Here is a 25,684-nt window from a genome sequence, read left to right on the forward strand (position 1 = left end):
GCGCAGCTTGCCAATTCTCCTCGGCTGGACAAATGTACCGGCGAGAGAGGGGACAATCGCATGCTTGCAAACCGCCGTGCCGTCCTGGCCGGGATAGCGGCGTCACCGCTGCTGGCCGCCACCGGTCAAGGAACCGAGATCACCGTGTTCGAAGCGCGGCGGATCGTCACGATGGAAAGCGGCCTGCCGGAGGCCCGCTTCATGGCTGTCGCCAATGGCATGGTGCTGGCCTTGGCAGGCACGCTCGATGAGCTCTCGGCCTGGACCGGGCATCGCCAGCACCGCGTCGACCGTCGATTTGCGGACAAGATGCTGTTTCCCGGGCTCATCGACCCGCATATCCACCCGATGCAATCGGCCGTGATGCTGGCACTGCCATTCCTGGCACCCGATGAGTGGCACCTTCCATCGGGCCACTGGCCTGGCATTGTCGGACAGGACGCTTACCGCGCGCGACTGCGCAAGCTGGTGCAGGAAGACGTCACTGATCCCTTGATCACATGGGGTCACCACGAGTTGTTCCATGGCCCGCTGGGCAAGGCGGAGCTGGACGAGATCGCACCGGACCGGCCGTTGTTTGTTTGGCAGCGCAGCTTTCACGAAATCATCGCCAACAGCGCTGGGCTGAGGCGTATCGGACTTGGCGACAAGGCCCGGTTTGAGGCTGCCATGGCGGCTGCCAAGGTCGAACCCGGGCACGGCGACTACGATACAGGCGTATTCTCCGAGACAGCCCTGCTGGTCGCCATCGGCAAGCTCCAGCCGGTGTTGCTTGCCCCCGAGCGAATGGCCAGCGGCTTTGCCGGGCTCCACCAGATGATGCGCGAACGTGGAGTGACCACGACATCCGACATGGCGACCGGCATCTTTGCACGTTTCGATACCGAGGCAGGGCTCATCGCCAGCAGCTTCGGCCGCAGCGACACTGCTGCCCGGGTGATGCTGATGCCTATGGCGGCCGAGCTGGATACTGCTGACGACCTCGATGCGTGGATGATGAAGGCACGCAAGTATGCCTCTGACACCGTATTGCTCGATCGGCGCGTAAAGCTGTTCGCGGATGGAGCTTTCTTCGCCCAAAACATGCGCATGGGGCCGCCCGGCTACGCCGATGGGCATGTCGGCAAGTGGCTGACTCAGCCGGAAGACTTCCACAAGCAGGCAAACCGCTATTGGGATGCGGGATTTTCGCTGCATATCCATGTCAATGGCGACGAAGGCCTCGACCTCGTGCTCGACGCCGTGGCCGGATTGTCGCGGCGCGTGCGCCAATCGGTTACGCTGGAACATCTGGGCTATTGTACGGAGGCACAGATTCAGCGGATCCGGGACCTGGCGGTGATGGTTTCTGCCCAGCCCAACTATATCCGTGTGTTGGGCGAGGCCTATGGCCGCGAGGGCCTCGGCGTGGACCGGGCTTCGCAGATGAATCGACTGGGCAGCCTCGAGCGGTACTTCGTCCCGCTGGGCCTGCATTCCGATTTCAACATGGCACCGATCGATCCGTTCTATCTCGCCTGGATTGCCGAGACCCGCGAGGGGATCGACGGCAAGGTTCGCGCCCCTGCCCTGCAACTCTCGCGCGAGAAAGCCTTGCGCGCGATTACGATTGAAGCAGCGCAAGTGATCGGCATGGATAGCATGATCGGCTCGCTGGCAGCCGGCAAGAAAGCCGATTTCATTGCGCTCGACTCCGACCCGTTCGAAGTCGAACAGGATGCGCTCAAGGAAATGCCTATCGCCGCGACCGTTTTCGAAGGGCGGGTCTAAAGGTTGCGCCTAGAGGTCACCAGGCAAGGTCGGTTCGCTGAGCAGCTGTTCCATCCGCTGCCAGCGTGCTTCCTGTGACGGGCCTGCTTCCTCAACTCCTGCCTGCACCATGTCGCGTCCGAGGCCATAATTGATGATGTAGCTGCGGTAGGTATCGGAAAACTTCAGTGATTGCTCTGCCCGCTCAGGCGAAACGAGCTGGTATTTCTGAAGCAGGCGCTTGGCTTCATCAGCACCGATTTCGCCACCGAGATATCCGGCAACGATGGTGTAACGCGCCGATCCCAGCGCGCGCGTCGCCTCGCGCAACCTCGCGTAGGTAGCAAGCTCGTCGGTCGGCAGGCCCGCCAGCGGAGCCAGCACCTCCATTTCGAACGCCAGCTGCTCGCCATCGGGAAACGCGAGATCGATACCGTAATTGGCCGAACCCTCGGCAATGAGCGACTGCGGTGAGAACAGCGGATAGACCGAAAACTCGACCCAGCCGCGATCGGCCACTAGATTTTTCTCAAGGAGCGCATTGAACGCGTGGTGCCCCGGATAGCCTTCATGACAGCCGAGATCGACCGCGCGATTGAGGCGGATCGGCAGGTCCGTGTTGATTTCGATCTTGGACGCGTAGCCGCCCTGATAATAATTGTAGCCACTCCACGGCTTGTCGGCGACGAATGCGAGCGTGAAACTGTTGCCCTCGGGTAGCTGGAAGTGTTCAATCGTGCGCCGCTTGCACTCGGCAATCGCGGCATCCATCACCGGTTGCAGGCGGTCGGTCGGAATGTTGAACTTGTCGTAGAAGCTCTCGAGTCGCTGCCACAAAGGCCCATCGCCGGGGACCAGCGCATCGACTTCGGCGATGACCGGATCGAAGCTCTCCAGCGGCGGCAGTTCGACATCGACACCGAACAGCCCCTTGGCTTCTTCGACGAATGACAACTCTTGCCCCCGCATCATCCTCAGCCGGGTGCGCGCGGCGACCAGTTGCGCGGCCAGGAAGCGTGCCCTGCGTTCCTCGATGCTGGTGCCTTCGACCCCGTCATCGGCAAATTGTTCGGCCCTAACCCGCAACGCAACGGTGCGTGCTTCCAACATCGGCAGCGATTGCCCTTCGGCCTCGGCTACGGCTTTCTCCGCGATTGAAGGGTCGCCATAGTAAGCGTCGATATAGCCCGCTTCCTTCTCGCCAATGGTAAGCTGCAGAAGGAGGTAATCCCGCGCGATGCGATCAAGGCTGTCGGGTGCGCGTTGCGGCGCTGTAGCGCAGCTGGCTGCTGCTAGGGCAAGCGGTACGAACATGTATGAGCGAAGCGTCACGATGTGTCCCCGTTAGTCGATGTCAGCTGGCAATGCCGAATTCGAGCACGCCTGCCAAGCTTGAGGCCAGCAGGAGTAGCAGCGCTGCCCAGACTGCAAAGATGCCTGCGGTCATACGCCAACTGCGCGGCGGCAATCCTTGCAACAGGAAGGTGGCGATCCCGGCCACATTCACACAGACGAGATTGACCATGAAGAGATAGGCCGCCCCGCCCGCCAATGCGTTGTTACCAGTTGCAAGGAATATCCCGCACGCAGCGAGCGGCGGGACCAATGCGACGGCGATCATGACACCCACAAGCGACAGCGAAGTCCCCCGACTGAAGGCTAGCACGCCCGCAGCGCCGCAGGCCAAGGCCAGCGCGATGTCCGCAGGCTGGACAAGTGTGCGATTGCGCAATTCGGCCACGGTCGCATCGATAGGGACAGTCCAGCCGACAAACATCCCCGCGAATATGGCAACAAGCGTACCCACCGCCAGCGTTGCAGCAGCCCTCCGCCCGAGCTTCAGGTCCCCCACCGTCGCTGCCATCGCCATCCCCATCGTCGGCCCCAGCAACGGCGCAATTACCATCGCACCGATCACCACAGCCACTTGCCCGCTGCGCATGCCCAAGCCGGCAATCAGGGAAGAGAGCAGCACTGTTATGAGATAGCTTGGCCGCAGGCGCAGGCTTTCCTCGACATCGTCATAGAGCTCGTCCGTGCTCAGCCGATCACGGCTGAACCAGCGCTCGAGTGCGGTGCGCGGGCGCAAGCGACCGGGTTCGGGGATGACCGTATCGGCATCCTCAATCACGGGGGGAATGGCGGCTTCGACCCGCGAGACCACGACCGAAAGGCTGGGTACGGTGCCGAAAGCATCTTCCAGTTCGTCCAGCAACCGCGCGGTGTAGCGTTGCTGGACAAGGCAGGTCAGCTTTTCATTCTCGCCCGGCACATCTTCGCGCCAGAACCGGCGGCAGTGCCTGGCAACGATCTCTTCGAGCCGGATAAATTCGTTCTCCGGCAGGAAGATCTCGACTTTCTGCGCACCCACCGAAGTACCTCCCCTTTCGCGCCCGTCAGATCAACCCGGCAAACTCCAGCGCTTCGTCGACCGCCTTGCGCGAGGCTTCGCTGGCCGGGACCAGCGGCAGGCGCACTTCATCGGTAAAGCCTTCCATGACCCTGCTGAGCGCATATTTGACCGGTGCCGGCGAGGCATCCGAGAACATCGCATAATGCAACGGGAACAGCTTGTCGTTGAGCTCACGCGCCCTTGCCAATTCATTGGCGGCAATCGCGGCGTGGAATTCCGCACAGAGCTCAGGGGCGACATTGGCAGTAACGGAGATCGCCCCGCTTCCCCCTGCCGCCGAATGTGGGAGCCACAGCTCGTCATTGCCCGACAGCTGGCAGAACTCGCGCCCGATGCCCATGCGGTGGTCCGCCACTCGCGAAAGGTCGCCGCTGGCGTCCTTGATGGCGACAATCCTATCCGGGTACTTTGTGACCAGTTCGACCACGGTTTCGTCTTCGATATCGGTCACCGTACGGCCCGGGACGTTATAAAGAACGATCGGCAGGTCGCTGTTTTCAGCAAGGAAACTGAAATGCGCAATCAATCCGGCCTGGCTCGGGCGGTTGTAGTAGGGTGCCACGCACAACCCGGCCGCCGCACCCGCCTTCTTGGAAAAATTCATATGCAGCAGCGCATTGCGCGTGTCGTTGCTGCCGCACCCGGCAATCACCGGCACGCGCCCGGCGGCCTGTTCGATGCAGACTTCGATCACCCGGTGGTGTTCGGCATTGCTCAGGGTCGATGCTTCACCGGTCGTGCCGCAAGGCACGAGCGCGCTCGATCCGCTATCGATCTGCCAGTCGACCAGCCGCCTGAAGGTCGCTTCGTCGAACGATCCGTCGCGAAAAGGAGTCGCCAGAGCCGGAATGGAGCCCGAAAACATTGCTAACGGTCCTTTCGTGACCAATGGGAATCGCGTAACTTGGCCTGCATGATCGCACATGGCCGTCATTCAGCGCCTGATAAGGAGACATGGGACAGGATGTCCAGCATGAGCCGTACGCCCTTTCTTGCTTTTGCGCTTGTCGCCTCGACTTCACTGGTCCCTCCGGGACTGTCGGCTGACCCGGCAAGCTGGGACCAGGCCCGCGCCGATCTCGTCGCGCGCCAGCCGAGCCAGATGGCGCAGGTCATCTCCCGCTGGGAATATTTGATCGGGCAACGCGACCTGACTTTCGACCAGTATGCCGGCTTCGTGCTTGCCTACCCTGATTTTCCCCAAATCGACCGTTTGCGCACCCGCGCTGAGGAATCTCTGGGCGAGGAAGCCATCGGGGCCGAGCAACTGGTGGCATTTTTCGATCGCCACCCGCCACTGACCAATCACGCCAGGGCGCGCTATGCCCTTGCCCTGGCGGCCCTTGGCCGGTCCGACGCGTTCGACATTGCCCGCGGTGCGTGGCGTGGCGGCGAAATGAGCGGCCCGTCCGAAGCCTATATGCTGGGACTGTTCGGGTCGCGTTTCACGTCGGGTGATCACGACGCACGCATGAATGCATTGCTGTGGCAGGGCGAACAAGAAGCCGCGGTGAGGCAGATCAACAATGTTTCGGCCGGAGAGCGCTCGCTGTTCATGGCCCGGCTTGCGCTCACGCAGGGCGCAACTCCCGAAAGCTCGGGCCTCGCCACTCCGGCGAATGCCGGGCAGGATGCCGGCTATACCTACAACCTCGCCCGGTTCTATCGATCCAAGGGGAATTTGCCAGGCGCGATCGAGTTGCTGGCCTATCGCCCGCGCTTCGATGCCCCTGCGTTCGATGCCGAGACCTTCGTTGGCGAGATGCTCCGGATCGCGCGCGCGGCAGGCTCGGACCCGGCTTCACGAATTGCCGCGTCGGTAGATGACCTGTTCCCTGCCGGTTACGACGTCAGCAAGGGCGCCTATCGCCTGCGGGACGACTATACCTCGCTGATGTGGCTGGGAGGGACCAAGGCGCTGTGGAACCTTGGCGACGGCGCGCGGGCAGCACCATTGTTCTATCGCTATGGGGCCGCCGCGCAGACCCCGCAAACCCGCTCGAAAGGCTTCTACTGGGCCGGGCTCGCCGCCCAGCGCGCAGGGCAAGCAGCTGAGGCGGAGCGTTATTACAGCGAAGCCGCAGCGTATCCCGATCGCTTCTACGGCCAGCTAGCCCTTGCCAAACTGGGTCGCCCGGTACCTTCGCTAGCCGGCAAGACCGTGCCGGAGCCCAGTTTCGAGCAACGCGCGGCATTCAACCAAGCCACCCTCACCCGCGCGGTGAAAGAGGTTGCCCGCGATGCACCGTGGCGCACCGGGATCCAGTTCTACCGTGAGATCGCCCAGACTGCCGATACGCCAGAAGAGCACTTGCTGCGGGCTGACCTCGCCCGCGAGATCGGGCGGCGCGACCTGGCAGTCAATGTCGCCGAGGCCGCCGGAGCCGACGGCCTCGACCAGTTCGTGGCACAGGGATTCCCGCGCCTGCAGCTACCGCCGGGTGTCGACTGGACGATGGTTCATGCCATCAGCCGGCAGGAAAGCCAGTTTGCGCAGAACGCCATCAGCCACGCCGGGGCGCGGGGGTTGATGCAGCTGATGCCGGGCACGGCGCGCGAACAGGCCGGCAAGCTCGGCATGCAATATATGAGCGCGAGCCTGATCGACAGCCCGAGCTACAACATCCAGCTCGGCAATGGCTATTTCGCACGGATGATGGATTATTACGGCGGCAGCTATCCGTTGGCAGTCGCTGCCTATAATGCAGGCCCCGGCAATGTGAACAAGTGGCTGCGCGTCAATGGCGACCCGCGCAACGGGGGGATCGACTGGATCACATGGATCGAACGGATCCCGATCTACGAGACCAAGAACTACGTCCAGCGCGTGATCGAAAATGCCGCCGTCTATGAGCAGCTCTATCCCGACAGCGCAGCCTTGGGCCGGCCACGGATGGCAGGCGACTTCCTGAAATAGAAGCGTGGCAGCGCCGTCCCATCCCATAACACCGGCAGGTTATGCCGCACTCAAGGCGCGGTATGACCACTTGCTGGGTACCGAACGGCCGGAGATCGTCGAAATCGTGAGCTGGGCAGCCGGCAATGGCGACCGCAGCGAGAACGGGGACTATCTCTATGGCCGCAAGCGCATGCGCGAGATCGACCGCGAGCTGGCCCACCTGGCCCGCCGGATGAAGAATTCACGCGTGATCGATCCGGCCGAGCAACCTGACCAGGACCGCTGTTTCTTCGGCGCCACCGTGGAACTCGCCGACGAAGACGACGGGCGAAAGGTTGTAACCCTGGTCGGCGACGATGAGCAGGACGCCAGCTGCGGAAAGATCGGCTGGTCGAGCCCCCTTGCCCGCGCGCTCAAGGGCGCAAGCGTAGGCGATGTGCGCACTGTCCGCCTGCCCTCGGGCGAGAAGGAATGGGAAGTGCTTGCGATAACCTACAGCGGGGTCGCTTCCGACTAGACCAGTGCAGCCTGCCGGGCCTTGAGCATTTCCATGGTCACGCTGACAAGCACATTGCCTTGCTTGTCGAGCCTCTGCGAGAGGATCCCGTCGGGCGCATAGATGCTGAACAGCACCAACGCCCCATCGGGCCCGCCGCGCTCCATGTGATCTTCCGTCTCAGGCCGGTGTGCCCAGTCACCGCGCTTGCGAACGCGCGTTTCGCCCGGCTCGCCATCGATCACTTCAGTTACGTGCAGCTCGCCTTCGAGTACCAGCGACGTGGTCGGCGCGGTGTGGCGGTGAAAATGGCAATAGGCGTTGGGTGCCCATCGATAAAGCACGTCGAGATGGCCATCATCGCGCACGTCCAGCACTGTGCCCTGGTAATCGATCGGCCAGTTGAACGAGGTATCGTCGCAGCTCTCGTCGCCGAGATAGTGGTCCCACACGAGATTACGATTATTGAGCAGGTCCACGATGTTCTCCTTCGCCAGCGCAGCCCCAGACCTTGCATAAAGCTGCAAGGCAGGCAATCTTCCCCGCATGTACCTGCGCCTCGCCTCTGTACTTGCCCTGGCCATTGCCGCGCCCGCTGCAGCGAAGGATTCGCTCGGCATTTTCGGCGATTGGGGCGCGTTCCGCGATCCCGCCGCGCCACGATGCTATGCCATCGCCAAGGCAGCCCCGAGCCGGATGCAGCGTGACTATGATCCCTACGCCAGCGTCGGCACCTGGCCCCGCCGCAAGATACGCGGGCAGGTCCATTTCCGCCTCTCACGCGCACTCAATGCCGAGCGTGACATCACTCTCATCATCAACGATCGCCGCTTTGCCCTGATCGGCGGTGGAGGCGATGCGTGGGCGCAGGACAAGGCGATGGATGCTGCCATTGTCGCTGCGATGCGCTCTGGCGCGCAGATGGTGATCAATGCCACCGATGCCCGCGGGCGGCGATTCTCCAACACCTATGACCTGACCGGTGCGGCCACGGCAATGGACGCCGCCACGGTTGGCTGCGCACGGTTGTGAGCATGACCAAGCGGTCAAAGATCACCGGGCTCAATTTCGTGCTCGCGGTGCCCGACGCCATGGCAACCGCCCGCTGGTGGATCGATGTGATGAAGTTCGATTCCCTGCGCGATCTAGGCGGGTGGGTCTTCGTCAGTCGCGGCCCTTGCACAATCATGCTCGGTAGCTGCCCGGACGCGATCCCGCCCAAGGAGCTCGGCGACCACCAGTATTTCGGCTATATCGAGTTCGACGACATCGACGCCTATTTCGCCGAGATCGACCGCGATCGCGCCGATATCATCAAGAAGCCGACCAGCGAGGAATGGGACATGCGCGAATTCGCCGTTCGCACGCCTGACGGCCACCGCGTGATGTTTGGCGAGGATCTCTCCCGCTAGCCAAACCGCTTCGGCGAAACTATATGCGCGGCTCCCATGGCCGATACGCAACTCATGCCGATCCCCGGACAGGTGGATCCCGTTCCCGTCGCGCGTGACATCACGCCGCGTGCCGATGGCCGTATCGACCTGATGGGCCTGCCGAAGGCGCGCATTCGCGAGCTGTTCCTTGAAGCAGGAATGGACGACAAGCAGGCCAAGCTGCGTTCGAAGCAAGTGTACCACTGGCTCTACCACCGCGGCGTCACCGATTTCGAAGCGATGACCGATATCGCCAAGACCATGCGTCCGTGGCTGGCCGAGCGGTTCGTGGTCGGGCGGCCCAATGTGGTCGAGGCCCAGCATTCGACCGACGGGACGCGCAAATGGCTGCTCGCTACCGATGACGGCCACGAGTTCGAGATGGTCTTCATCCCCGATGCCGATCGCGGGACGCTGTGTGTCAGCTCGCAGGTCGGCTGCACGCTCAATTGCCGGTTCTGCCATACCGGCACGATGAAGCTGGTGCGCAACCTCACGCCGGGCGAGATCGTCGGCCAGGTCATGCTGGCACGCGATGCGCTGGGCGAATGGCCCAAGGGCAAGATGGACTTCGCCGACCTCTCTGATGATGACGGGGCCAACGAAAGCGAATACCGCGCCGATGGCCGCCTGCTGACCAATATCGTCATGATGGGCATGGGCGAGCCGCTGTACAATTTCGACAATGTCCGCAACGCGCTGCGGCTGGTGATGGACGGCGAAGGCCTCGCCCTGTCCAAGCGCCGGATCACGCTCTCCACCAGCGGCGTGGTGCCGATGATGGATCGCTGCGGCGAAGAGATCGGCGTGAACCTGGCCGTTTCGCTCCACGCGGTGACGAAGGACATCCGCGACGAGATCGTCCCGATCAACAAGAAATACGGCATCGAGGAACTGCTACAGGCCTGCGCTGATTATCCCGGCGCCAGCAATGCCCGGCGCATCACCTTCGAATATGTCATGCTCAGGGACAAGAACGACACCGACGAGCATGCGCATGAGCTGGTCCGCCTGCTCAAGCAGTATGACCTGCCTGCCAAGGTCAATCTTATACCGTTCAACCCCTGGCCTGGCGCGGCCTATGAATGCTCGACGCCGGAGCGGATCAGGGCCTTCAGCAACATTATCTTCGAAGCCGGCATCAGCGCCCCTGTCCGCACCCCGCGCGGGCGCGATATCGACGCCGCTTGCGGCCAGTTGAAAACCGCCGCCCAGAAGAAAAGCCGCGCCGAGCGTGACCGTGAGGCCGCCGCTGCAGAGGCCACAGCGGAGTGAGCGACCCGGCGACCATTGCCTATTACAAGGACAATGCGCCGCGCTACACGTTGAGCTTCGGGCAAGCCCCAAGCCGCCATCTCGACGCTTTTCTCGACCGATTGGAACCGGGCGCGCGGGTGCTGGAGCTGGGCTGCGGCGGCGGGCGCGATTCTGCGCGGATCAGGGAGCGCGGGTTCGATCTCGACGCGACAGACGGAACTCCGGCGATGGTGCGCAAGGCTAATGAACGCTTTGATGTTGGCGCGCGGGTGATGCGGTTCGAAGAGCTAGATGTAGAGGCTGAGTATGAGGCGGTCTGGGCCCATGCCTGCCTGTTGCATGCCTCGCGCGCCGATTTGCCGGTCTTCCTGTCTGCAATCTGCCGCGCGCTAAAGCCGGGCGGTTGGCACTATGCCAGCTACAAGCTGGGCGACGGCGAAGGGCGGGACCTGCTCGGCCGACTGCACAACTTCCCAGATCAGGACTGGATCGAATCCGCCTATCACGATGCGGACTTTAGGCTAGAGAATGTCGAAGTCTTCCCCGGAAAGGGGGCTGACGGGACCATGCGAGACTGGATCGCGCTCACTGTGCGGCGGCCATAGCGCTCCATCCAAGCATCTTTCCTACGGAGCGATTCTATGCTCCACGTAACTTCATGAGAAGGGCCGATCCGAACCTGTCGATCTTCGCGACTTCAAGCAGGCTCTTCGCTCCGGATTTTCTTGCCCTTGTACAGTGGTCCATGTCTACCGCTTCGGAGGCTTGGCGATGACACGCCCCGCCGTCCTTATCACCGGTGCTGCCAAGCGAATCGGGGCCGCCTTGGCCCGCGCCTTCGCCGAAACCGGTTGGCACGTGGTAATCCACTATGGCCGCAGCGCCGAAGAAGCTGAAGCGCTCGCTGCGTCCCTCTCCTCTGCGGAGACGGTCCAGTGCGACCTTGCCGATGGGACAGCAGCAGTTGCGATGATCGAAGCGCTGGCCGAGCGCCTGCCCGACTGGCGCGTGCTGGTGAACTCGGCATCGGTTTTCGAATATGACGGTGTAACCGGGCTCGATCCGGCGACGTATAGAAGGGCAATGCAGGTCAATGCGCAATCCCCCGCCCTGATGGCACAGGCGTTCTTCCGCACGGCGAAAACCGAGGCCGGGCGGCGCGTGATCCAGCTGACCGATCAGAAGCTCGCCAACACCAATCCCGATTTCTTCAGCTATACCATGAGCAAGCATGCCGTGGATGGCGCTATCGGCATGCTAGCCAAAGCTCACACTGACCCGCGCGATCGCATTTATGGCCTCGCCCCGGGCGCAATCCTGCCGAGCCATGACCAGCGACCGGAAGAGACCGATATCTCGCACCGGCTCAACCTATTGCAGCGCAAGACCGGAGCCGACGAGATCGCTGATGCGGCGCTTTTCCTTGCCGAAGGGGACCTCGCCAGCGGTGAAACACTCTACATCGACAGCGGCCAGCACCTGATGAACCAGCCGCGCGACGTTATCTATCTCGCCCGCGAAGGCACCGGCCAATGAAGAAGCACGTGCTCGCGACACGGATCTGGCACTGGACCAACCTCGTCTGCGTGGTGATCCTGTTCATGTCCGGACTGAACATCTCGAACGCGCACCGGCGGCTCTATTGGGGTGAATGGGGTTTTGCGCCGGAACAGGCATGGCTCACCGTGCCGCGCTTCCCCGGCTGGATGACGATCCCCGACTATTACAGCCTCGCCGAAGCGCGCGACTGGCACGTGCTGATGGCCTGGCCCTTTGCAGTCATGTTGCTGGTGATGTGGGCCGCGATGCTGGTCAACGGTCACTTCAAGCGCGACCTCCTGACCACCCGAGGGGAATGGCAACCGGCGGCCATCTGGGAAGACATCAAGCAGCATGCGAAGTTCAATTTCGAGCATCACAACGGCAAGTTCAATTTCCTGCAGAAACTCAGCTACGGCGTGGTGCTCGGCGTCTTCCTCCCGATGATGGTCTTTACCGGCATGGCGATCAGCCCGGGGTCGGAGCCGTTTTTCGGCTGGTTTGCCGATCTTGTCGGCGGTCGCCAGAGCGCGCGCAGCCTGCACTTCATCTTCGCCTGGGCCATCGCCGCATTTTTCGTGGTCCATATCCTGCTGGTGATCGTGCACAAGCCGCTGGCCCAGCTGCGCGACATGGTGACCGGAGGAAAAGCATGAGCCTGAACCTCAAACGCCGCGGCGTGATCGCCGGCATGGGCGCGCTGTTCGTCGCCGGATGCCAGAAAGTCGCCGACAGCAGCACCGGGCGGTCGCTGTTCGAGGCCGCCCAAGGCTGGCACGAAGGAACGCAGCGCCTGCTGGGTGGTCGCACCGGGCTGGCGAAGGAATATGCGAAGGCCGACATCTCGCCGGTGTTCAAGGGCAATGGCACGCTCAATCCGCAGAGCGAGAGCTACCAGGCCTCGCTCGCCAACGGCTTTGCCGACTGGCGGCTGGAAGTGCGCGGGCTGGTCGACAATCCGATGAGCCTGACGCTGGACAACATCCGCGCCCTGCCCCAGCGCACGCAGATTACCCGCCACGACTGTGTTGAGGGATGGAGCGCGATCGGCGAATGGACCGGACCGCAGCTCTCCGTGCTGCTCGAAGCCGCAGGTGTCCAGGAGGAAGCGCGGTTCATCGTCTTCCGTTGCGCCGATTCGCTACGCGGCGGGGAATATTACGAGAGCGTCGACATGATCGACGCCTGGCATCCGCAGACCATCGTCGCGCATTTGCTCAACGGTGAGCCGCTGGAAGTGAAGAACGGCGCGCCCCTGCGGATGCGAGTGGAGCGGCAGTTGGGCTACAAGCACCCGAAGTACCTCACTGCGATCGAAGCCGTTGCCTCGCTGGAGGATATCGGCGGTGGCAAGGGAGGATACTGGGAAGATCGCGCCGGCTACCAATGGTATGCGGGGGTTTAGCGGTGATCCCCTCATCCAACTCCGACTATCTCGCTTCGCTCGAAGTCTTCGTATCCTTCTCCCATCGGGAGAAGGATGGCGTAGCTTGGCGATGCAGCGCCTAGTGGAGCCTGGATGAGGGTGTTCAGTCCTCCGGATACAACCGTTTCATCGTCGCCCAGTCTGCGGCCAGCATCTCTTCCAGCACCTCCATATCAATGTTCGCCAACTTGTTGATATAAAGGCAACTCTTTCCCGTCGAATGTTTGCCCAGCCGCTTCAAATGTGCATCACGCCGCTTGCCGGTCGCCTCATCGCAATAGCCGCCCATCAAGTAGAGCGAATGCCTGGCCTTGCGCGGTGAGAACCCGGTCCGCAGCCAGTGCACGTCGCGCCCGCTGGCATAGGTGGTGCGATAAGAGCCGTAGCCGATGATCGAAGGGCCCCACATCTTCGGCGCTTCGCCCGTGACCTTGCGGAAGAGCGCGTCGAGCTGCTTCGCCTCTTCCCGCTTCCGCTCAGGCTCCACAGCGGCGATGAAATTCGCCGGGTCGATATCGGTGATCTGCGTCTTCGCTTCCGCCATCGTAGATTGTCCTCTCCACCCCACTACACTTCGCGAGCCTTTGTGTTAGAGCGCACGCCAACGCGGCAACAGATCGCATCTGATGGGGGAGAATACGAATGAGCGTCACGCTTCTCAAGAAGCTGATGGGCAGCAAGATCAAACAGGGTGTTCTCACGCTGATCGATCATCAGGGAAAATCGGACAGCTTCGGCACGCCGACGGAAGGCTTTCCCAATGTCACCCTGCGCCTTGCAGACGGCAAGGTCGCCCGCGACATTTTGCTCGACCCGCGGCTCGGTGCCGGTGAATGCTACATGGACGGGCGCCTGATCATCGAGGAAGGCGGCGGGATCATGGAGATGATCCAGTTGATCCGCGCCAACACCCCGTGGGAGCGCGGCGAGCGGCTCAAAGCCCCTTCCCCACTCAAGCGCGTCACCAACCATCTGTCATTCCTGAAGGACAGCTTCAACCGGCCTGACAGCGCCAAGCGCAACATCGCCCATCACTACGATATCGGGAACGATCTTTACGACCTGTTCCTCGATCCCGAGCACTGGCAGTACAGCTGCGCCTACTGGCCGGGCTATCCCGGTCGCACGGATATGACGCTCGACGAGGCCCAGGAACGCAAGCTGGCGCATATCGCGGCCAAGCTGGCGCTCGAGCCGGGCATGCGCGTAGTCGAAATCGGCTGTGGCTGGGGCGGCCTCGCGATCTACCTCGCACGCAAGTTCGACGTGCATGTCACCGGGATTACCCTGAGCGAAGAACAGGCCAAGCTGGCGGTAGAACGCGCCAAGGCGGCGGGCGTGGCCGACAAGGTCGAGATCAAGTTGATCGACTATCGCGACTTTGCAGAGAGCGGTGAGAAGTTCGACCGCGTCGTATCCATCGCCATGTTCGAAGCCGTCGGCCGCCCGCAGTTCGAGACCTACTTCCGTTGCTGCGGCAATTTGATGAAGGAGGATGGCGTCTTCCTCGTCCACACCATCGGCCGGATGGGCGTGCCCGGCGCGACCGACGCCTTTACCTCCAAATACATCTTCCCCGGCGGATACATCCCGGCGTTGAGCGAGACACTGGCGGCGAGCGAAAAGTTCCGGCTGATCGCTAGCGATATCGAGACACTGCGGCTGCACTACGCCCCCACCTTGCGTGCATGGTACGACCGCTGCATGGCCAACAAGGACAAGATCGTCGAACTCTACGATGAACGCTTTTTCCGCATGTGGACCTTCTACCTCGCCGGGGCGACAGCAGCCTTTGAAAGCGGCGGCATGTGTAACTACCAGATCCAGTACGTCCGCAATCGGCACGCGCTGCCGATCACCCGCGACTACATGGCAGAGGGCGAACGCAAGCTGATGGGCGAGTAGGCCTCAGCTGCCTTTCTTGACCCACTGGTAGACCGGCCCGAAACCAAGGAAGGCCGCGCCTACGTATGGCAGCGCGACGACCCAGATCCGCACACCGGTGATCCCTTCCGGGCTGGCAATGCTGATCGCAGCGGTCATGGCGAGACCGAGGCAGATCATGGCGACGCCCGCCACCACCCGCGCTTTGGGCACAGTGCGCCCGCCGCGGATCGGTCCGAAGGCGCGCTCGTGCCTGGCGAACACTGCGATCATCGGCAGCAGGGCGAGGATATAGAGCAAGAACCACACCGGCCGTGTCCACCACCAGGCAGCAGTGCCCGGATAGAGATCGAGTCCCAATCCGCCCAGCAGCCATGCTGATACCATCACCAGCACGAAGGCCGTGAGGTGCCACAAGTAAACCGTCATGATCATCCCGTTCATCAGCACCGTCGCAGTCCAGAGCGAGGTGTGGTCGAGCATCCTGCGCCCCCACGGCTCGAGCGCCAGCACCAGCCCCGCCTGCAGCACGCCCAGTGCGAACAGCGCCAACGTGGGCGGCATGGAGTTGGTCATGTCGGCGCCCGGCACGCCGATCATGGCGATGGGATAGGGACCGAACACTGTGAGTCCCAACAGCGCCGCCAACCCAGCGGCAAAGGTCGCCAGAGCCACCCCGGCTGAGGCAAAGCGTCCGTCCTGCCAAGCATAGCCGAGCTGGTGGATGCCGACCCAGACGAACAGGAAGTTCGCGAAGTTCACCCATGGAACGCCCTGCGCAAGCGTCAGCCAGTCGATGGCTACCGCCGCCACGACCAGCGCAAAGAAGCTGCCGAAGCCAAACCGCTCCCACGCCCATTTGCTCAAGGGTGTGAGCCCCGTCACTAGCAGGTAGACCGCGAGGAACCACACTGGGATCAGCGCAAGCTCGGTCGCCATGCGGACATTGGCCCGGTCCATACCCGCCAGCGTCATCCCCAGCGCCAGCACAGCCCACAGCAACAGCACCGGGAACACCGGGTTGATCAAACGTTGGACGCGCGACGCGAACCAGTCGCGATAGACACCGGCCTGCCCAGGTTCGGCCTTACGCTTGGTCGCTGCCCAGCTGACTCCGTTCGAATATCCGCCGACGAGGAAGAATATCGGCATCACCTGGAAGCCCCAGGTCAGCCATTGCGACCACGGCAGTATCCCGAGCAAATGCCCGCCGACCACCTCGCCATTGCCATCGAGATAGGGCGCCGCGACGAGCCAGTGGCCGATCACCACCGCCATGATCGACAGCGCGCGCAGGAAATCGACCCAACGGTTGCGCTCCGGCGGCGCCTGTTCAGCGAGCTCGCGCGCTTTGGTCCATAGGCTCATAGATTAGCGTCCCCCTCCCAAGGTTGGTTTGGGGGATATAAGGATCGATTGCGAAATTGCCCAACAGGGGCGCAAGACCTTGCCCCGAAACTTCAAACTCGAAGTTCAATCCGGAATGGGAATACGTTCCGACGAGCCATCCGAACCGCTCACCACCAGGGTCTCTCCGTCATCTTCGAACCGCGCGTTGATCTGCCCGAAATACTCCCAATCGATTTCCATCCACGAGGATACCAGCACGGTCCCCTCGGCATCGCGCACCTCGATATCTTTGGACATCGTGCCTTCATTGTTTCCGGTGTGCGTAAAACTGTTGTGGCGCGCGAATATCTGGCGGCCTGATGCCTGGTGTGTTTCCCGCAATTCCCACGGCGCGTCACGCATGCTTCACTCCCGTCCTGTGCTTCCTCCTATGACAGAAAGAGCCTTGGTTGACCATTTGGCGGTGGTCCTCCTTGGCCGGCCGAGAGCCATTCTTCATTGCAGTCGCACCAAGCCGCTGATACCCGCGCGCCCAAGCTAGGAGCGCTACCGAAATGCCAGATATCAAACGTGTCGTCCTCGCCTATTCCGGCGGCCTCGATACTTCCGTTATTGCCAAGTGGCTCGAGGTCGAGCGCGGGCTGGAAGTGGTCACCTTCACCGCCGACCTCGGACAGGGCGAGGAACTGGAGCCGGCGCGGGCCAAGGCGCAGGCGATGGGCATTCCGGACAAGCACATCTTCATCGAGGACCTGCGCGAGGAATTCGTGCGCGATTTCGTGTTCCCGATGATGCGCGCCAATGCCCGCTACGAAGGCGACTATTTGCTCGGCACATCGATCGCGCGGCCTCTGATTTCCAAGCGGCTGGTCGAGATCGCGCATGAAACCGGCGCCGATGCCATTGCCCATGGTGCGACCGGCAAAGGTAACGACCAGGTCCGTTTCGAACTCAGCGCCTACGCGCTTGATCCGGACATTACTGTCATCGCCCCTTGGCGCGAGTGGGACCTGACCAGCCGGACCGCGCTGATCGCCTGGGCGGAGAAGCACCAGATTCAAGTGCCCAAGGACAAGCGCGGCGAAAGCCCCTTCTCCACCGACGCCAACCTCCTGCACACCTCCTCCGAGGGCAAGGTTCTGGAGGATCCGTGGGAAGAGACGCCCGACTATGTCTATTCGCGCACGGTCAATCCGGAAGATGCGCCCGAAACGCCCGAATACATCACCATCGATTTCGAGAAGGGCGATGGCGTGGCGCTTAACGGTGAAGCCATGTCGCCTGCCACGCTGCTGGCCGCGCTCAACGAGCTTGGCCGCAAGCACGGCATCGGCAGGCTCGACCTGGTCGAGAACCGCTTCGTCGGCATGAAGAGCCGCGGCATGTACGAGACGCCGGGCGGCGAGATCTATGCCCGCGCCCATCGCGGGATAGAGCAGATCACGCTCGATCGCGGCGCAGCGCATCTCAAGGACGAGCTGATGCCCAAATATGCCGAGCTCATCTACAACGGCTTCTGGTTCAGCCCCGAGCGCGAGATGCTGCAGGCGGCGATCGACCTGAGCCAGGAAAAGGTCAGCGGCACCGTGCGGCTCAAGCTCTACAAGGGCAATGCCGATGTGGTCGGACGCAAGAGCCCCAACTCGCTCTATTCCGAAGCCCATGTGACGTTTGAGGACGACGCCGGGGCCTATGACCAGAAGGACGCGGAAGGGTTCATTCGCCTGAATGCACTGCGACTCAAGCTGCTGGGCAAGCGCGACAGGTGAGTCGCAACCGTGGTCTCCCGCCATGCTGCAGCGCAACAATCACGAATCCTGAGCGCATTCTTGCGAAATTTTCGGAATGAATCGACGAGCGGTTGAGTTATCCACCGCCCTCCACAGGCAAATCGATTGAAAGTGGAAAAGTCGACGATGCCGTGCTTGCCAGAATTCGATTCGAGGCGCAGTTTGAATGTGTCGAGAGGGAAAGATGACTTCGAGTTTCTCATCCGAAAGGATTGAAAAACTTGAGAATTTCAGAACCTCACGATGTGGAAGCGACTGTCCACGCAACCAGCGAGAGCTGACTGCAGAAGGTTCACGCCGGAAGCAGGAAAGTTCGATGACCTGGATGCGGAGTATCGCAACCACGGTCGGGAAAACCCGATCGGGAAGAAAGGGAAACGGACGCGCCTTCGGGCGGGAAAGAGAACCGGACGGAACGATCATCAAAGGGTTGGAACGGCTGCGGGGAAATCGATGGAGCCACAGGAAACGTGGAAGCGGGCTTCGGCCCGGTGAAACAGGACCTTCCAACGATCGAACCGGATGCCGGCGCGAGCGCCGGTGACAGAACGCGGGCCTCAGGGCACGCGGAAAGACATCGGGCGCCAAGCGCTTCCGAAACAGAACCGCCTCCGGGCGGGAAAGAGAAGGAAGACCACGCGCTGGTGAGAGTGGGGTCGGCAGCAATGCCGGCCCCATTTGCATTTCCCCGGGGCAGCAGTCCCGTAATACCGCGGCTGATGGCGCAGTCGGGATGCCCATCGACACTCCAAAAAGGGATGTGTTGGGTCCCGGATTTGGCTGACCTGTCCCGCCCATGCCTGTGCAGGACAGCACAATTCGTCGTGTTTTGAGGGCATTCCAAGGCAGATCGCCCCTATGACGCGGCCAAAACCGATCCGTTTACTCCCTCTTTGGTCCTGATGGAGGTATGGGGCCTGCCATGTCTGGAGGGACATTCTCGAAACCGTGGCGCATCGGATCCGGTGTCGCAATCGCGGTATTGCTGGCCCTGCCTGCAATGGCTTCGACCCCTGCCGTTTTGGCCGATGGTGTCAGCGAGCAGGAGTTCGTCGACACTTTCGAGACCTTCGAAGAGCTGCCGCCTTCCCCTGAACCTGCAGGCGAGGCGGTCGATCTCAATAGTTTCGATCCCCCGCTCGAACCCGAAGCAAAGCCCGCAACGCGTTCGCTAGGCAGCGGTGTCGCCTCTTACTACGGTCGCCGGTTCCATGGACGCCGAACCGCCAGCGGCGAAGCCTTCGACATGCGGGCCATGACGGCCGCACACAAGACCCTGCCTTTTGGCACCAGGGTACGGGTGACCAACCCGCGCAACGGTCGCTCCGTAATTGTCCGCATCAACGACCGAGGGCCATATGCGCGAGGCCGCACCATCGACCTTTCCCGCGCTGCTGCGGAGGAAATCGGCATCGTCCGCTCCGGTCATGGCCCGGTGGAACTGGAACTGGTAGCGTCCTGAAGACAAGCCGAGAGACGGACGGCGACTACTGGAGCTGCATGACGAACGTCAGCAATGCGCCTCGTCCCTGCGTTGCTTCGAATTCGCTGTCGATGATTTCGTCGAACAGCGCCAGCTCGTAACCGGAATTGTCGAAATCCCAACGCATTGAAAGCCTGAGCTCCATGTCAGTCCGATCCAGCTTGCGCTGGAGCCAGGGCGTGAAGTTCACTTCGGCTTCAGCGCGCAATGACCTGTCATGCAATTGCAGCGCGCCTTCGGCGGAGGAAATGTCCATGGTGTCCCGCCCGATCCTGAGGTCGATCGTTGGCATGCCTTTGCGGGCATAGCGCGCACCCACACCAAACGAGCCGACGTTCGAACCATCGCGCAACGCGCGCAGGCTGCGGCTCGCCTCCCGGTTGCTGATGTAATCGAGGTCCACACTCCAGTCACCGAGGTAGAGGGTGTGGCTCACAAGCAAGAAGGTCTCGCTCCCATCGGTGGACCTGCCAAAGCGATCGCTACCCTTGGCCCGGTCGTTGCGGAAGCTGATGATCGTGTCTCCGATCGGGGTTGTCCAAAGGCCCAATGCGCTCACCCCTTTGCTACGGTAACCGCTGGCATTGCCACCGTCGAACCTGTCGATAGTCTTCGTTTCCAGCTCCAATGTCAGCGTCTTGGGCAGGAGCGAAGCGAACCCTTCATCGGCCATCGCCAGCATGGGGGCGAGTTCGAAGGTCGAGACATCGAGACCATAGGTTCGGCTCGCAGTCTCGGTCCAGCGACCGGATTGGTCATGGCCTGTCCAGCTGGACTGACCGCGGCGCTCGGTCCACCTGGCGGTTATTCCCCCCTTCGACACAGAGAGTGCGTTGCGTCGGCTGGACAAGAAGGTGTTGTCTATGGTCGAGAACCCTGCCCTGAGGTTCCACCCATCGATGGCGAGGCGGGTATCAAGACGAGTTGTCTCGCCCTCGGTCGCAAACAAGCGGTCCGGTAACGAAACATAGAACGGGCGATAGCCGGCGTCTGCGGTGGAGTATTTGCCTTCGACCGACCAGGTCACTCCAGGACTGTCGATCAGCGTGGCCTTGATCCGGTGTTCCGAAGCCGCACCTGTGTCTTCTGACAGCCGCAGCGGCCTGATGGGCGAATCTGCCACCGGCACTTCCCATTCACGGCTCCAGCTGATCCGGCTCTCCCACTCCAGCCGGCCGTCAAGCAGCTTTGCATCCAATCCGATTGCAGCGAGCGTGGCCTCTGCGTTCATGCCTGCGCGATAACCGCGCATGATGTGATCGAGCGCGAAAGCACCGCTCGTGCCGCGAGCGAAAGACGCTTCAATCCCGATCCCTCCACCTGCTAGCTCGATAGTGTCTGCCAGCTTGAAGCCGAGCGTGGTGTCTTCAAAGGCACAGCCGAGGGCACTCGCTTCGCTACGGCGTGGGACCATCGACAGCCTGCAGGCTCCCTCGTTTTCGAAGTAGCCCGAGGCCGGAGCGAGTTTCCCGGAGGCCGGATATGCGTCCAGAGTTGGCAGCTCCACATCATCGCCCGAGCTGTCTTGCGCTTGAACGACCGATGGCGCGACCAGTTGCAGCGCGACAATTGCCGCAATGCCCGGCGCCACCAATGCAGTGAATCTTCGTGATCGGTGCTTCATACCCAGCTCGCCTCAATGGCGATTCCCGGCTTGCCGCCGGAAATCGCCATCAAGCATAGTCACCCTGCGAGTCTGTCAGAGCTTGCCCTGGCGGACAGTGCAGCGCAGCGTTGCCTTGCCGCTCGGCGAGACCGTCAGGATTGTGTCAGTGGCGACATTGCCTGCCACGGTGCAGCCAAAGCCCTTGAGCACGAATGCCTTGGAGACACTGCCCGAGGTCACGTCGATGTTGCAGAAGCCGGTGACATTGCCGGATGAGGTGGTGACTACTCGGGTCGGGCTGTCGCCCTGGGCAATCACGATACCCTCAGGTGTTGCGACGGCAAAGCCGCAGCCGAAGTCCTTGTTGATGGTGGCCGCATTGTCCGACTTGGCAGCCAGCGGTGCCATAGGTGCAGCAAGGCCTGCAACCATGAGGGCAGCTCCGGCGACGGCAGTAATGGTCTTTCTCATCTGTGTTCTCCTGTCCTGAATTTTACGGACAGGCACTCGCCCCCGGCGTTTCTACGCTCTGAGTATGCGAGTCACCCCTCCGTTCGACTCGCGACCATGGAGCAAGGGTAACAGTTTATTGACCATGCGATTGCACGGATGCGACATCGGGCCGCCCGCCGTCAGAGTTTCAGCTCGCTGACATCGCGGAAGCTGCCGATCGTCCCTCGCACGAAAGTGTTGAAGGCGATCGAGTAGCGGTTCTGGTTCGAATTGTTGGTCTCGACATAGTGCTGCAGGCTCGAACTGAAGAGCACCAGGTCGCCCATTTTCGGCACCACGGCATTGCGCGGCGCGTTGTAGATGTTCTGCTTGCGGCCATCGATACCGAGCTCGATCTGGCGGTAGGTGTTGTGGCGTTCAAAGATCATGTTGCCAGGCGGATCGGGCATGTCGGTATAATAGAGTGAACCTGAGATCATCGAGTTCGAATGGGTATGCCCGTGCATGCCGACGCCCGGCGGGTTCATCAGCGCCCAGCTCTGAGTCACCTCGAGCTTCTGCGGGATACCCATCACCTCGCTGGCATAAGTGTCCAGGCATTCCTGCACCGCCTTGGCAATGCTCTTCATCTCCGGCTTGGCGAACAGGTAGAGTTCGTCGGAGATCTGGTTCACCTGATTGGTGTTCATCTTCAGTGACTGGATGAATTTCACCTGCTTCGGCGAGATCGCGTCGGCAATATTGGTAACGAAATACGGCTCCGCAAATAGCGGTTTGACGTCGAAAGCGCGTGTGGCCATCGGCTTGGCAGTCCCCAGATTATCAGTCCCGGCATCGACTCTAGACCTTCGCCCCGCCCGCTAGCAAGGGGGCGAAGGGTCAACGCCCACCGGCGCTACTCCTCCAGCTGGCCGCGGATCGCACCGCCGGGGAACTCCGCAGTGTGGACGTTGACGTAGTAATTGCCAGGCTTGCCGCCGATATCCTTCGCCAGCTTGGTATCGATTGTTTCGCACACCGAATCTTCCTCGGGTGTCTGCTGCAGCGTCATTACCGGCGCACCATTCTCGCCAGGCTTGCCCTTGTGGATATGCGCAACGGTCATCTGGAGGTCGGTACTGAGCGTGTAGCAGATTTCGCCGGTGGACGGATCGATCTCCGCACTGAAGTCGGCATAGCCTTCGTCCGATCCGCCACCGACCACGCTGTCACCATCGGCCGAAGTGAAGACATAGTGCTTGAGCGGCTCCTGCTCGTCCTGCGCAGACAGCGCGACAGCAGAACCGAAGGCTAGCGTACCCGCGAACAGCGCGGCAGCGAAAGGTGCATTCCAGGACATCACGAGGGTTCTCCGCGCTTCCTGCCGGTGCCCCGTGGGACGGCCCCACGTCCGGGACGGCGGGAAGCGCAGACCGCAATATAGTAATGAAACAAATACGCGAATAGATGCAATGTGAGGTGCGGGACGAGCCTCGCGCAACTACCCCCGCTTCTTGCGTTCGACCTTGAGCGCTTCCGCCGTGCGGCGAGCGGCAGCAAAGGCTTCCATCGTCGCCTTGGTATTGCCGCCCGGCTCTATCCCGATCGCGGTATCGCAGGTGCCGCAAGTGATCTTGTCACCGCGCACCAGCAAGGTCGCGTCGAAGACGAGCGGCGATTGGCACACCGGACATGCGATCTCGGTCTCTGGCAAGCGATCCTCCCTTACTTGCCGGGGGCTAACGAAGTGCCTGATACAGCCATGATTTTTCGCCGAATTGTATGCAAACGACATTTGTAAGCCAGTGTTAGGTATGGACGTTCCGCCGTCGCAGACGGACACTGTCGAACGACCCCTCGGTTGCTGCGACACGACTTCGACATCTCAAAGGGTTACAGCCTGCTTGGCAAATGTGCACTTGGGCCCGATGACGATACCTGGCCGATGCCGCCACGGGGGTGGGCAATGCTCGGGCCGGGGCAGTGGAGCGGGAAGCGGACAATGATTGAGATCATAACCGAAGCTGCAAAAAAGCGCCGCCTGCAGTGGATCGATGAGATCGTGACCTTGAGCGGTAGTTTCGGAGCGGATTCCAGCCGCGTCGAAGCAGAGCTGAACCGCGAGATTGGCACGGATGGCTTGCCGGCCCTGCTCGATCACTTGCGGCTTTGCTCCGCCATCCCGGAGTCCTACGGTCACGATTCGAGCGAGGAGAAGCTCTACTCCAAATACACCGATGCGCTGATCTCTGCGGCGTACGCCTTCATGGGGATGGACAGCGCTGTGCTGACCGAGCGCGCCGATGCGGCGGATGTCGAAGTCGAGGCCGACGACTTCAGCTTTGTCGCCGATGCCAAGGTGTTTCGCCTGAGCCGCACGGCCAAGAACCAGAAGGACTTCAAGGTCCAGGCCATGGATGGCTGGAAGCGGGGCAAGCCCTACGCCATGGTGGTCTGCCCGCTCTACCAACTCCCTTCGCGCAGCAGCCAGATCTACCACCAGGCAGCACAGCGCAATGTCTGCGTGTTCTCCTATTCCCATCTCGCCGTGCTGGCCCAGCTGGCCGATGCGCAAGGCAGCGAGGCAGCGATCGGCCTGCTGCTGCAGGTCTTCCAGGCGGTCGAGGCACTGACCCCGTCCAAGGATGCCGCCCCCTATTGGCGCGCCGTCAACCGGACGATGCTGGGCCATCACCCATCAGTGGCGGCGCTGTGGGAGCAGGAGCAACAGGCAACCACGGAAAGCATCGCCATTTCGCAACAGATCGCCCTCGACCATCTCGCAGCCGAGCGCGACAAGATCGCCCGCCTGTCGCATCAGGAAGCCGTCAGGCAGCTCGTTTCGATGCACAAGATCGACAGCCGCTCCGATGTCATCTCGGCCGTCTCCGGCAACGCGCTCATGAACCCGGGCTAGTCGCGAACAGGTCATCCCTGAGGCGACTGCGAGCCGTGTCGACATAGTCCGGGTTGGCTTCCATCCCGAGATAGTGCCGGCCCAGATCGCGCGCCGCCACCAGCGTCGAGCCGCTCCCGGCGAACGGGTCGAGCACGAGCTGCCCGCGCTTCGTGGTCAGCTCGATGATCGACTGCATCAGCAGCACCGGCTTCTGCGTCGGATGCAGGCCCGCCTCGCCCTTGCCAAAGCCGCCGCCGAGCACATTCTCCGGCTCGGCCCGATAGCGCAGGAAGGCGTCCTGGTTATACGCCCCCACCCCGTGCGCCAGCGCATTGTCCGCCAGCGTGGTGCCGATCTTGTAAGGCTTGGTGAACCACAGCACGGGCTCGAAGGTCGGGCGCAGGTTGCCCACCCTCCAGCCGCGCCAGTCCTCGGCCGAGGCGGCATCGCCGCGTCTTTCATACACCACGCTGAGCCTTTGCGCCCGGTGCGGCGCCCGCTCGCGCATCCACGCCAGCTGGTCCTTGAGGCTGAACCCGGCATCTTCCATCGCGCAGATGCAGCGGTGCGCCAGCCGCCGCCCGGCAAAGACAAACGCACTCGCCCCCGGCTTGAGCACGCGGAACCATTCGCCGGCCCAGCTGCTGCACCAGTCCTGGTACTCGCGCGGGATGGCCCGGTCGGCCTCCGACCAGCCATTGATCGGCTTGCCCCGCTTCTTGAACACCGCCCCCGCCGATTGCTGCGCCGGGCTGCTGCCGAGATAGGCGCTGTTGGTATTGCTGTGCAGCACATCCCAGTCTTCGGCCCCGATGCCATAGGGAATGTCGCTCAGGATCAGGTGGACCGAACCCGACGCCACGCTCTTCAGCAGCTCGATACAGTCGCCCTGATGCACCTCGTCGAGGGGCAGCCCCGTTGCAGGGGGCGCAGCGATGCGAGCGGCCTTGGACATGCCCCGAGGGGTAGCAACTTCGCACCCGGCTGTCTGCGCCCGAACCCGGCTTTTAGACCGCTTTGCAAGGCGG

At 62.1% G+C, this 25,684-nt stretch carries 27 protein-coding genes; 14 read left to right on the plus strand and 13 right to left on the minus strand.

What is annotated here, in order from left to right:
* Window positions 1–60 precede the first annotated feature (60 nt).
* Window positions 61–1,770, plus strand: coding sequence for an amidohydrolase (locus QPW08_RS10775; protein ID WP_284125812.1), 1,710 nt, complete (start codon window positions 61–63; stop codon window positions 1,768–1,770).
* 9 nt (window positions 1,771–1,779) lie between these two features.
* Here the strand turns inward: QPW08_RS10775 and QPW08_RS10780 are convergent, their stop codons facing one another.
* From QPW08_RS10780 to dapA, 3 genes are read right to left on the minus strand one after another with little or no spacing between them, the layout of a single operon-like run.
* Window positions 1,780–3,081 (minus strand): hypothetical protein, encoded by a 1,302-nt coding sequence (locus QPW08_RS10780; protein ID WP_284125813.1) that lies wholly within the window; start codon window positions 3,079–3,081, stop codon window positions 1,780–1,782.
* A 22-nt stretch (window positions 3,082–3,103) separates the two neighbouring features.
* Complete coding sequence (locus QPW08_RS10785) at window positions 3,104–4,120, minus strand: TIGR00341 family protein (protein WP_284125814.1); 1,017 nt, start codon at window positions 4,118–4,120, stop codon at window positions 3,104–3,106.
* A gap of 25 nt (window positions 4,121–4,145) precedes the next feature.
* Window positions 4,146–5,027: a 4-hydroxy-tetrahydrodipicolinate synthase gene (gene dapA, locus QPW08_RS10790; protein ID WP_284125815.1), complete on the minus strand. Its 882-nt coding sequence runs from the start codon at window positions 5,025–5,027 to the stop codon at window positions 4,146–4,148.
* Between the two features lie 108 nt (window positions 5,028–5,135).
* Here dapA and QPW08_RS10795 point away from each other — a divergent pair, with 108 nt between their 5' ends.
* Window positions 5,136–7,079 (plus strand): lytic transglycosylase domain-containing protein, encoded by a 1,944-nt coding sequence (locus QPW08_RS10795; protein WP_284125816.1) that lies wholly within the window; start codon window positions 5,136–5,138, stop codon window positions 7,077–7,079.
* Window positions 7,080–7,083: 4 nt separating this feature from the next.
* Window positions 7,084–7,578, plus strand: coding sequence for a transcription elongation factor GreB (greB, locus tag QPW08_RS10800; RefSeq protein ID WP_284125817.1), 495 nt, complete (start codon window positions 7,084–7,086; stop codon window positions 7,576–7,578).
* Here greB and QPW08_RS10805 read toward each other — a convergent pair.
* Entirely contained in the window at window positions 7,575–8,036 is a 462-nt protein-coding gene (locus tag QPW08_RS10805) for a cupin domain-containing protein (RefSeq protein ID WP_284125818.1), read from the minus strand. The two genes, greB and QPW08_RS10805, sit on opposite strands and share 4 nt — an antisense overlap.
* Window positions 8,037–8,103: 67 nt before the next feature.
* Here QPW08_RS10805 and QPW08_RS10810 point away from each other — a divergent pair, with 67 nt between their 5' ends.
* From QPW08_RS10810 to QPW08_RS10840, 7 genes are all read left to right on the plus strand, one after another.
* Window positions 8,104–8,589 carry an invasion associated locus B family protein gene (locus QPW08_RS10810; protein WP_284125819.1) on the plus strand — a complete coding sequence of 162 codons (486 nt, stop codon included), beginning with the start codon at window positions 8,104–8,106 and terminating at the stop codon, window positions 8,587–8,589.
* A 2-nt stretch (window positions 8,590–8,591) separates the two neighbouring features.
* Window positions 8,592–8,969 (plus strand): VOC family protein, encoded by a 378-nt coding sequence (locus tag QPW08_RS10815; protein WP_284125820.1) that lies wholly within the window; start codon window positions 8,592–8,594, stop codon window positions 8,967–8,969.
* A gap of 36 nt (window positions 8,970–9,005) precedes the next feature.
* On the plus strand, window positions 9,006–10,265 hold the full coding sequence (rlmN, locus tag QPW08_RS10820) for a 23S rRNA (adenine(2503)-C(2))-methyltransferase RlmN (protein WP_284125821.1): 1,260 nt from the start codon (window positions 9,006–9,008) through the stop codon (window positions 10,263–10,265).
* Window positions 10,262–10,852: a class I SAM-dependent methyltransferase gene (locus tag QPW08_RS10825; RefSeq protein ID WP_284125822.1), complete on the plus strand. Its 591-nt coding sequence runs from the start codon at window positions 10,262–10,264 to the stop codon at window positions 10,850–10,852. Before rlmN ends, QPW08_RS10825 begins: the two co-directional genes overlap by 4 nt.
* Before the next feature lie 166 nt (window positions 10,853–11,018).
* Window positions 11,019–11,783 (plus strand): SDR family oxidoreductase, encoded by a 765-nt coding sequence (locus QPW08_RS10830; RefSeq protein ID WP_284125823.1) that lies wholly within the window; start codon window positions 11,019–11,021, stop codon window positions 11,781–11,783.
* Complete coding sequence (locus QPW08_RS10835; protein WP_284125824.1) at window positions 11,780–12,442, plus strand: cytochrome b/b6 domain-containing protein; 663 nt, start codon at window positions 11,780–11,782, stop codon at window positions 12,440–12,442. Before QPW08_RS10830 ends, QPW08_RS10835 begins: the two co-directional genes overlap by 4 nt.
* Window positions 12,439–13,191 carry a molybdopterin-binding protein gene (locus QPW08_RS10840; protein WP_284125825.1) on the plus strand — a complete coding sequence of 251 codons (753 nt, stop codon included), beginning with the start codon at window positions 12,439–12,441 and terminating at the stop codon, window positions 13,189–13,191. The genes QPW08_RS10835 and QPW08_RS10840 overlap by 4 nt, the downstream gene beginning before the upstream one ends.
* A gap of 124 nt (window positions 13,192–13,315) precedes the next feature.
* Here the strand turns inward: QPW08_RS10840 and QPW08_RS10845 are convergent, their stop codons facing one another.
* Window positions 13,316–13,756, minus strand: coding sequence for a DUF1801 domain-containing protein (locus QPW08_RS10845; protein ID WP_284125826.1), 441 nt, complete (start codon window positions 13,754–13,756; stop codon window positions 13,316–13,318).
* 98 nt (window positions 13,757–13,854) lie between these two features.
* Here QPW08_RS10845 and QPW08_RS10850 point away from each other — a divergent pair, with 98 nt between their 5' ends.
* Entirely contained in the window at window positions 13,855–15,117 is a 1,263-nt protein-coding gene (locus tag QPW08_RS10850; protein WP_284125827.1) for an SAM-dependent methyltransferase, read from the plus strand.
* A gap of 3 nt (window positions 15,118–15,120) precedes the next feature.
* On the opposite strand, the gene QPW08_RS10855 is transcribed toward QPW08_RS10850, so the two are convergent.
* Together QPW08_RS10855 and QPW08_RS10860 are read right to left on the minus strand one after the other, a co-directional pair.
* Window positions 15,121–16,464 carry an acyltransferase family protein gene (locus tag QPW08_RS10855; RefSeq protein ID WP_284125828.1) on the minus strand — a complete coding sequence of 448 codons (1,344 nt, stop codon included), beginning with the start codon at window positions 16,462–16,464 and terminating at the stop codon, window positions 15,121–15,123.
* A 105-nt stretch (window positions 16,465–16,569) separates the two neighbouring features.
* A complete protein-coding gene (locus tag QPW08_RS10860) occupies window positions 16,570–16,848 on the minus strand; it encodes a hypothetical protein (protein WP_284125829.1) in 279 nt (92 codons plus the stop codon).
* Window positions 16,849–17,000: 152 nt separating this feature from the next.
* Between QPW08_RS10860 and QPW08_RS10865 the strand changes: the two genes are divergently transcribed.
* A complete protein-coding gene (locus QPW08_RS10865) occupies window positions 17,001–18,215 on the plus strand; it encodes an argininosuccinate synthase (RefSeq protein ID WP_284125830.1) in 1,215 nt (404 codons plus the stop codon).
* Between the two features lie 943 nt (window positions 18,216–19,158).
* On the plus strand, window positions 19,159–19,698 hold the full coding sequence (locus QPW08_RS10870) for a septal ring lytic transglycosylase RlpA family protein (protein ID WP_284125831.1): 540 nt from the start codon (window positions 19,159–19,161) through the stop codon (window positions 19,696–19,698).
* Window positions 19,699–19,723: 25 nt separating this feature from the next.
* On the opposite strand, the gene QPW08_RS10875 is transcribed toward QPW08_RS10870, so the two are convergent.
* From QPW08_RS10875 to QPW08_RS10895, 5 genes are all read right to left on the minus strand, one after another.
* Window positions 19,724–21,343, minus strand: coding sequence for a hypothetical protein (locus QPW08_RS10875; protein WP_284125832.1), 1,620 nt, complete (start codon window positions 21,341–21,343; stop codon window positions 19,724–19,726).
* A 75-nt stretch (window positions 21,344–21,418) separates the two neighbouring features.
* On the minus strand, window positions 21,419–21,796 hold the full coding sequence (locus tag QPW08_RS10880; protein ID WP_284125833.1) for a hypothetical protein: 378 nt from the start codon (window positions 21,794–21,796) through the stop codon (window positions 21,419–21,421).
* A gap of 161 nt (window positions 21,797–21,957) precedes the next feature.
* Window positions 21,958–22,578 (minus strand): TIGR02466 family protein, encoded by a 621-nt coding sequence (locus tag QPW08_RS10885; RefSeq protein ID WP_284125834.1) that lies wholly within the window; start codon window positions 22,576–22,578, stop codon window positions 21,958–21,960.
* A 95-nt stretch (window positions 22,579–22,673) separates the two neighbouring features.
* On the minus strand, window positions 22,674–23,117 hold the full coding sequence (locus tag QPW08_RS10890; protein WP_284125835.1) for a CHRD domain-containing protein: 444 nt from the start codon (window positions 23,115–23,117) through the stop codon (window positions 22,674–22,676).
* Between the two features lie 141 nt (window positions 23,118–23,258).
* Window positions 23,259–23,471: a hypothetical protein gene (locus QPW08_RS10895; protein WP_284125836.1), complete on the minus strand. Its 213-nt coding sequence runs from the start codon at window positions 23,469–23,471 to the stop codon at window positions 23,259–23,261.
* A 288-nt stretch (window positions 23,472–23,759) separates the two neighbouring features.
* On the opposite strand from QPW08_RS10895, the gene QPW08_RS10900 reads away from it, so the two are divergent.
* On the plus strand, window positions 23,760–24,674 hold the full coding sequence (locus QPW08_RS10900; RefSeq protein WP_284125837.1) for a HindIII family type II restriction endonuclease: 915 nt from the start codon (window positions 23,760–23,762) through the stop codon (window positions 24,672–24,674).
* On the opposite strand, the gene QPW08_RS10905 is transcribed toward QPW08_RS10900, so the two are convergent.
* On the minus strand, window positions 24,658–25,611 hold the full coding sequence (locus tag QPW08_RS10905; protein WP_284125838.1) for a DNA-methyltransferase: 954 nt from the start codon (window positions 25,609–25,611) through the stop codon (window positions 24,658–24,660). The two genes, QPW08_RS10900 and QPW08_RS10905, sit on opposite strands and share 17 nt — an antisense overlap.
* Between the last annotated feature and the right edge of the window lie 73 nt (window positions 25,612–25,684).

The sequence above is a fragment of the Parerythrobacter aestuarii genome (assembly GCF_030140925.1).
Classification (GTDB): domain Bacteria; phylum Pseudomonadota; class Alphaproteobacteria; order Sphingomonadales; family Sphingomonadaceae; genus Parerythrobacter; species Parerythrobacter aestuarii.

Excerpts from the sequence above, each read along its gene's own strand:
- QPW08_RS10850 (WP_284125827.1), top strand. The coding sequence starts at position 13,855 with ATGAGCGTCACGCTTCTCAAGAAGCTGATGGGCAGCAAGATCAAACAG.
- QPW08_RS10795 (WP_284125816.1), top strand. The coding sequence starts at position 5,136 with ATGAGCCGTACGCCCTTTCTTGCTTTTGCGCTTGTCGCCTCGACTTCA.
- QPW08_RS10775 (WP_284125812.1), top strand. The coding sequence starts at position 61 with ATGCTTGCAAACCGCCGTGCCGTCCTGGCCGGGATAGCGGCGTCACCG.
- QPW08_RS10810 (WP_284125819.1), top strand. The coding sequence starts at position 8,104 with ATGTACCTGCGCCTCGCCTCTGTACTTGCCCTGGCCATTGCCGCGCCC.
- QPW08_RS10845 (WP_284125826.1), bottom strand. The coding sequence starts at position 13,756 with ATGGCGGAAGCGAAGACGCAGATCACCGATATCGACCCGGCGAATTTC.
- QPW08_RS10840 (WP_284125825.1), top strand. The coding sequence starts at position 12,439 with ATGAGCCTGAACCTCAAACGCCGCGGCGTGATCGCCGGCATGGGCGCG.
- QPW08_RS10835 (WP_284125824.1), top strand. The coding sequence starts at position 11,780 with ATGAAGAAGCACGTGCTCGCGACACGGATCTGGCACTGGACCAACCTC.
- QPW08_RS10885 (WP_284125834.1), bottom strand. The coding sequence starts at position 22,578 with ATGGCCACACGCGCTTTCGACGTCAAACCGCTATTTGCGGAGCCGTAT.
- QPW08_RS10815 (WP_284125820.1), top strand. The coding sequence starts at position 8,592 with ATGACCAAGCGGTCAAAGATCACCGGGCTCAATTTCGTGCTCGCGGTG.
- QPW08_RS10875 (WP_284125832.1), bottom strand. The coding sequence starts at position 21,343 with ATGAAGCACCGATCACGAAGATTCACTGCATTGGTGGCGCCGGGCATT.
- QPW08_RS10860 (WP_284125829.1), bottom strand. The coding sequence starts at position 16,848 with ATGCGTGACGCGCCGTGGGAATTGCGGGAAACACACCAGGCATCAGGC.
- QPW08_RS10830 (WP_284125823.1), top strand. The coding sequence starts at position 11,019 with ATGACACGCCCCGCCGTCCTTATCACCGGTGCTGCCAAGCGAATCGGG.
- rlmN (WP_284125821.1), top strand. The coding sequence starts at position 9,006 with ATGGCCGATACGCAACTCATGCCGATCCCCGGACAGGTGGATCCCGTT.
- QPW08_RS10900 (WP_284125837.1), top strand. The coding sequence starts at position 23,760 with ATGATTGAGATCATAACCGAAGCTGCAAAAAAGCGCCGCCTGCAGTGG.
- QPW08_RS10890 (WP_284125835.1), bottom strand. The coding sequence starts at position 23,117 with ATGTCCTGGAATGCACCTTTCGCTGCCGCGCTGTTCGCGGGTACGCTA.
- QPW08_RS10855 (WP_284125828.1), bottom strand. The coding sequence starts at position 16,464 with ATGAGCCTATGGACCAAAGCGCGCGAGCTCGCTGAACAGGCGCCGCCG.
- QPW08_RS10865 (WP_284125830.1), top strand. The coding sequence starts at position 17,001 with ATGCCAGATATCAAACGTGTCGTCCTCGCCTATTCCGGCGGCCTCGAT.
- dapA (WP_284125815.1), bottom strand. The coding sequence starts at position 5,027 with ATGTTTTCGGGCTCCATTCCGGCTCTGGCGACTCCTTTTCGCGACGGA.
- QPW08_RS10870 (WP_284125831.1), top strand. The coding sequence starts at position 19,159 with ATGTCTGGAGGGACATTCTCGAAACCGTGGCGCATCGGATCCGGTGTC.
- QPW08_RS10880 (WP_284125833.1), bottom strand. The coding sequence starts at position 21,796 with ATGAGAAAGACCATTACTGCCGTCGCCGGAGCTGCCCTCATGGTTGCA.
- QPW08_RS10905 (WP_284125838.1), bottom strand. The coding sequence starts at position 25,611 with ATGTCCAAGGCCGCTCGCATCGCTGCGCCCCCTGCAACGGGGCTGCCC.